The following is a 4,664-nucleotide window of genomic DNA, read 5'->3' on the forward strand; positions in this document are numbered from 1 at the left end:
GACACTTCCAAAGCCCAGTCTGCCGCGAATCGGGCGGACGCCGCCGAGACCAATCCGAAGACCGACCCGAAGGACACCTCGAACCAGATCAAGGATCCGAGCGAGTGGACCACCGGCGGTGAGCCGATGACGGGCGCGCAGGCCTCCTACCTCAAGACCCTCTCGGAGGAGGCGAAGGACCCCGAGGCCTTCGATCCGGATCTCGACAAGGCCGAGGCCTCCCAGCGGATCGATGCCCTGCGCAAGGAATCCGGCAAGGCCTGAGCCGCATCACCGTTCCGGGCCCTCCACGGCAGCGGCCGAGGCGGCCCGGAATGGAAAGCGCAGCGGTGGGCCGAACTTCGAGACGCGAAACGCGTGACGTCGACCTGCGAAATGCGCGTTTCGAACCGTCTTCGCAGATCGGCTTAAGCCCTCTGCAACGAAGCCGGTCTTAAGCTCATGCCGGGACAACCCCGGATAGAGACGATCGGCGCAGATGGACAGACGGGAACCGACCGGCCCCGCGGGGGAGGCCGAGCGCCATTTGGCCGACCGAATCCGTTCGCTCATGTCCCGTTTTCGAACGGATACCAGCGGCGCGACGGCTATCGAGTATGGAATGATCGCCGCCCTGACCTTCCTCACGGTCGTCGGGGCCCTGCGGCTCTACGGCGACCGCATGACGGTCATGTACGAATACATCGGCACCAAGGTCGGCAGCGCCTCTTCCTGAGCGATGGTACCGCCTATCCGGGACATTGCCGGCGGATGAAATCGCCATGAAGCAGGCGACCACCGTATTTCGGTAAAACTCCGCTCCGGGCGCCGGTCGGTGCCAGGAACCGAACCGGCCTGTTCCGGCGGATCCGCTTCAGCGCCCGCCGCGTCCCGCCTCCGTCTTGGAGCGTCCGCCCCCGGGGGCCGGCGCATCCGAGCGTTCGGTATCCGCACCGCCCGCTCCCTGCCAGAACGTGTCGAACAGGCGCTGCATCGCGCGGGCGTTCTCCTGCTGCACCTCCAGGCCGGTCTGGAACATCTGCTGCATCATCTCGAAGGGGGCGTCCCCCGGCGAAGTCTCCTGGGAGCCCCCCTGGCTGGACCTGGCGGTCTTGGGGCTCGCCGCCGCGGCGAGGCGCGGCGGGGCGGGCGGCTTGCGGGCCGGCGTGCTCTGGGCGGCGGGTGCCGCGGAACCGCCCGAACTCAGGAAGCTCTCCATCATCTGCGACCAGACGTTGGGCGGAAAACCGAAGGTCTGGGCCGGGCTCTGCGGCGCCGGGGCCGGCGCCTGGTTGATCATGACGTGGACGATGCCCGCCACGACCATGCCGGCCATCAGCGGGAGCATCTGCTTCAGGGCCGGCGTCGCCACCCCGCTCACGGCGGCGGCCTGCTGGAGCACGGCCTGGCTGAGATGGGGCGAGCCGAAGAGCTGTCCCACCAGCATGTCCATCTGCTGCGAGGGCTTGTCCATCTGGAAGAAGGGCTTGGCCTTCGTCGGCGGGGTGGGGGCCACGAGATTGAACATCTTGGCAAACCCCATGGGGTCCTGGGCGGCGTTGCGCTGCAGGCCCATCGTCAGGGCCGGCAGGAGCGCTTCCATCGCGCGCAGGCCCTGCTCCTGCGTCAGCCCGAACTGAGGCCCGAAGCCCTGGAGGTTGGCGCCCGCCTGCGCCTGGAGGATATCGAACAGGTTGAACATGGCGGCCTCGCGGACGAACGGCGACATGCCCGGCGGATGCCCGGACGCGCCCCCGAACTCTGTCGCATCGGCGGGTCACTGACCAGCCCGCGTGCCTCATGGGCGCCCGATTCGATGTCGACGAATGTCGGAATCGGGTTTTCTTTCACCCGAACGCCCCGTTTCCTTCTCGAAAAACCGTCCCCGGAGCCGTCGATGCGCTTTTCCGCGCCCCTGATCGAGGCGCGCCTCGTGCGTCGCTACAAGCGCTTCCTGGCCGACATGGAATGCGCGGACGGCACCCTCGTCACCGCGCACTGCGCGAATCCTGGCGCGATGCTGGGCCTCCTCGCACCGGGCGCCCGCACCCTGCTGTCGCGCGCGACGAGCCCGACGCGCAAGCTCGGCTATTCCTGGGAACTGGTGGAAGCCGACCTGCCCGGGGGACCGCAATGGGTCGGCATCAACACGATGCGCCCGAACGCCCTGGTGGCGGAGGCCTTCGCAGCCGGGAGCCTGCCGGCGCTGGCGGGCTACACGAGCCTGCGCCCGGAGGTCCGCTACGGGCGGGCGAGCCGGGTGGATTTCCTGGCCGGCGGGGAGGGATCGGCGCCCTGCCACGTGGAGGTGAAGAACTGTCACCTCATGCGCGCGCCGGGCCTCGCCGAGTTCCCGGATTGCGTCGCCGCCCGGAGCGCGCGCCACATGGAGGACCTCGCCGCCGTGGTGGCGGCGGGCGGGCGCGCCATGGTGATCATCGTGGTGCAGATGTGGGCGGAGCGCTTCGCACCGGCCCGCGACCTCGATCCGGCCTTCGACCGGGCGTTCCAGGCCGCCCGCGCGGCCGGCGTCGCCGTGCACGCCTACCGCTGTCGGATCGACCCCGCCGGCATCACCGTCGCCGACGCGATCCCGGTGGCGTAGGGTTTCGCGGACGGTGCGCGGGCTCGTCCCCCGCCCGCCGGTGCGGGCGAGCGGATCGCCGTCGCCCCGGTGTCCGACGCGGCCGTCGTATCGATGCTGGCGTGCCTGTTCTGTGCCGGGCGGTTGCTGTTCCGGCTCGGCTACGCCCGGGGTGCGGCGGCGCGGGCACTGGGCTTCGGGCCGACCTTCCATCCCGGCCTCGCCGCCCTGGTCATCGCGGCGGTGGCCAGCCTGTCATGAGGCGCGTTCGAAGATGAGGTTCAGGCGAGTCTTGCGGATCTGCCGGTAGCCGTGCTGCTCCAGCAGGGCGGGCAGGTCGATCTGCCACTGGTCCGTCCCGTTCTCCAGGATGAGGACCCTGGGATGAAGCGTGGCCGGCGCTTCGCGCAGGAAGGGTTCGAGGATCAGGTCCTCCGCCCCCTCGACGTCGAGCTTTATCGCGTCGATGGCCGCGAAGCCCTCGCTGCGGGCGAGATCCAGGAGCGTCACCGCGGGGACGCGGATCTGTGCGCCCTCGTTGGTGCCGACGATCTTCAGGCTCGACTCGCCCCGGTTGCGCGGATCGACGAACAGGGTGAGTTCCCCCGCCTTGTCGGCGACCGCGCAAGCCAGGGCCTTGACCGTTCCGAACGGGTTCTGCGCGATGTTGTAGGCCAGGCGCTGGAACACGTCCGGCTGAGGCTCGATGGCGAGGATGCGGGCGCGCGGCCCCGCGAAGGCCGCCACGAACAGGGCGTAGGCCCCGATATTCGCGCCGATGTCGAGGAAGGTGCAGCCGGGCGCGAGCTTCGCCCGCAGGAGTTCGCGCTCCTCGGGGTCGAAGAATTGCGGCGTGAAGAGCACCTTCTTCTCGCAGTTGTTGTTGTACGGGTAGAGGCGCATGCGCGCCCCGTAGCGCTCCACGTCGAGGGGCTGACCGCGCAGGAGGCTGATCGCGATCCGACGCAGGAACAGCGACAGGCGCCGTCCACCCCAGCTTCCGTAGGACAGGCGTCCGGTGCGCTCGGCGATGCGCGCGACGAGGCCGGTGGGGGCGTAGGTGCCGTAGGGCTGCGAGTCTCTCATCGCGGGTGCTGATGCCAGCCCGCGGCGATGGCGGCAAGCGCGAGGCCCGATTCGGCCGGGTCCGCAATGGACGCGGCGCTCAGGCGACGCTCGACACAGCAGAGATCCGGATAAGCTTCAGGACCTAGCGGTGAGGGACCGTCCGCCAGCGCTTGATCTGTTCCATTGTGGCAACACCACGACCCAAACCACTTGGGACACCCCTGATCTGCCCTAAAAGTAGGCGGATGCCCAAAGGATAGCTTTGCCGCAGCGCGGAACCTTTGCGAGCTTAGGCGTAACGCCGACCCCCTCGCAGAGTTCCTCGATGTCCATGAACCGCCCGCTCCTCGCCCTCACGGCCCTGCTGCTCTCTTCGGCGTGCGCCTATGCGGCCGACCTGAAGGCGCCCGTGGCCCCGGCTCCGATCCCGGCGTCCTGCAAGGCCGAGATCACCTTCCCGGCCTATGGCGGCGTCATCAAGCAGAACCCGAACCCGGCCTGCCTCACCCTCGGCGCGTTCGGCGACATCTACGTCGGCGGCGCGGTCACGGGCTACTTCTACGATCAGAGCAATGTGACCTCCATCGCGCTCCCCGGCATTGCCGCCGATCGCTTCGGACGTGCCGACTTCTCGAACCTGATGGGCTTCATCCAGAAGGCCGATGGTGCCTTCCAGTTCTACGCCGCCTTCGGCGCCTACTCGATCCCGGGCCTGGGCGCGCCGATCTTCAGCGCCTTTGATCAGACCAACCTGTTGTTCTCGCCCGCTCCGATCGTGTTCGGCAAGTACGTGATCAACGACAACTGGTCGATCCAGGGCGGCCGCATGCCGACGCTGATCGGCTCGGAACTGCCCTTCACCTTCCAGAACCTCAATATCTCGCGCGGCCTCCTCTTCGCCCAGGAAAACGTCATCAACCACGGCGTGCAGGTCAACTACTCGGACGGCCCGTGGGCGGCCTCGTTCGCCGCGACCGATGGCTTCTTCTCGGGTGAGCTCAACTGGGTCACGGGCGCGATCACCTACAAGATC

6 protein-coding genes are annotated in these 4,664 nt (G+C 68.5%); 4 read left to right on the forward strand and 2 right to left on the reverse strand.

Annotation, left to right across the window (positions count from 1 at the left end):
• The coding region (locus K2X24_RS00960) for a DUF3072 domain-containing protein (RefSeq protein ID WP_292493823.1) at positions 1 to 264 on the forward strand (264 nt) is incomplete at its 5' end.
• Positions 265 to 853: 589 nt separating this feature from the next.
• Here K2X24_RS00960 and K2X24_RS00965 read toward each other — a convergent pair.
• Complete coding sequence (locus tag K2X24_RS00965) at positions 854 to 1,708, reverse strand: DUF937 domain-containing protein (protein ID WP_292493825.1); 855 nt, start codon at positions 1,706 to 1,708, stop codon at positions 854 to 856.
• Positions 1,709 to 1,876: 168 nt separating this feature from the next.
• Here K2X24_RS00965 and sfsA point away from each other — a divergent pair, with 168 nt between their 5' ends.
• Complete coding sequence (gene sfsA, locus K2X24_RS00970) at positions 1,877 to 2,584, forward strand: DNA/RNA nuclease SfsA (RefSeq protein ID WP_292493826.1); 708 nt, start codon at positions 1,877 to 1,879, stop codon at positions 2,582 to 2,584.
• 69 nt (positions 2,585 to 2,653) lie between these two features.
• The gene (locus K2X24_RS00975; protein WP_292493828.1) at positions 2,654 to 2,824 is read left to right on the forward strand and encodes a hypothetical protein; all 171 of its coding nucleotides are present in this window, start codon (positions 2,654 to 2,656) and stop codon (positions 2,822 to 2,824) included.
• Here K2X24_RS00975 and K2X24_RS00980 read toward each other — a convergent pair.
• Entirely contained in the window at positions 2,819 to 3,649 is an 831-nt protein-coding gene (locus tag K2X24_RS00980) for an FkbM family methyltransferase (protein WP_292493830.1), read from the reverse strand. The genes K2X24_RS00975 and K2X24_RS00980 overlap by 6 nt on opposite strands.
• A gap of 307 nt (positions 3,650 to 3,956) precedes the next feature.
• Here K2X24_RS00980 and K2X24_RS00985 point away from each other — a divergent pair.
• Positions 3,957 to 4,664: outer membrane beta-barrel protein (locus K2X24_RS00985; RefSeq protein WP_292493832.1), on the forward strand; the 708-nt coding region annotated here is incomplete at its 3' end.

Source organism: Methylobacterium sp. (assembly GCF_019750675.1).
Lineage (GTDB): Bacteria > Pseudomonadota > Alphaproteobacteria > Rhizobiales > Beijerinckiaceae > Methylobacterium.